We start from the raw sequence: 834 nt of genomic DNA on the forward strand, positions 1-834 counted from the left end.
AAGCCTCAACATCGGATCGGTGCTGAGGCTCTCGGCGTTGTTTTGGGTACTGTCGGCGAAGTGGAAAAACTGGCTTTCCGAATTTATGGAAGCCCCCTATGGATGCTTAATTGCGGCGCTTAGGTGATTTTGCATAGCTCAATTTGATTAAGGCCAAGAAAAAGGACATAAGCGCAGGAATATTTATGCCCGCCTTATGTCCTCGCCTTATGAATTTACATTTCTTCCTTGATTATCAATCAATTGAATAATAATTTAAAGATTGATCGATAATACGTCGGAGCTCAGTCGATAATCAACTTTCTATTGTCGACAATTAAACTCTGCAGACGGTTCCGGGGAACTTTCCTTCCGAGAGGAGTCGGGGAACCGCGTCATCAAAGATGGACGCGATCGAGACCGGCGCTCCGGTTGCCCGGGAAGCGGCAAACGCCGCATTCATCTTGACGACCATGCCGGCCGTAATGACGCCGTCGCGGACCAGCACTTCCGTGCTTTCAGGCGTAAGTTCCGGAATCAGCCGCTTGTCGCCGTCAAGAACGCCCCTGACGTCTGAGAGGAAGATGAGGGGCGCGCCGAGAAGCTCCGCAATCGAGAGCGCCGCATCGTCGGCATTGATGTTCCAGAGGCGCCCCTCTGCATCGAGCCCGACCGAAGAAATCACCGGAAGCCACCCGGCAGCCAGAAGCGAAAGGAGCCGTGCGCGGGCTTCTTCATTTCCCGGAGCCGTCTTCGCCACGCGCCCGAGTTCCGGATCCTCCGGAAGGACGGTGCACATTCCGCCGTCCGTGACGGCGAGCCCCAGGGGCGAGAGGCCCGCCCGCACGGCGGCGG

General features: G+C 56.1%; 1 protein-coding gene. It reads right to left on the minus strand.

Annotated elements, in window-relative coordinates:
• Window positions 1-316 precede the first annotated feature (316 nt).
• Window positions 317-834 (minus strand): amino acid kinase family protein (locus tag GBM95_RS11880; protein WP_451921524.1); only part of this gene is annotated, 518 nt, incomplete at its 5' end.

The sequence above is a fragment of the Sutterella seckii genome (assembly GCF_009183815.1).
GTDB lineage: Bacteria > Pseudomonadota > Gammaproteobacteria > Burkholderiales > Burkholderiaceae_F > Sutterella > Sutterella seckii.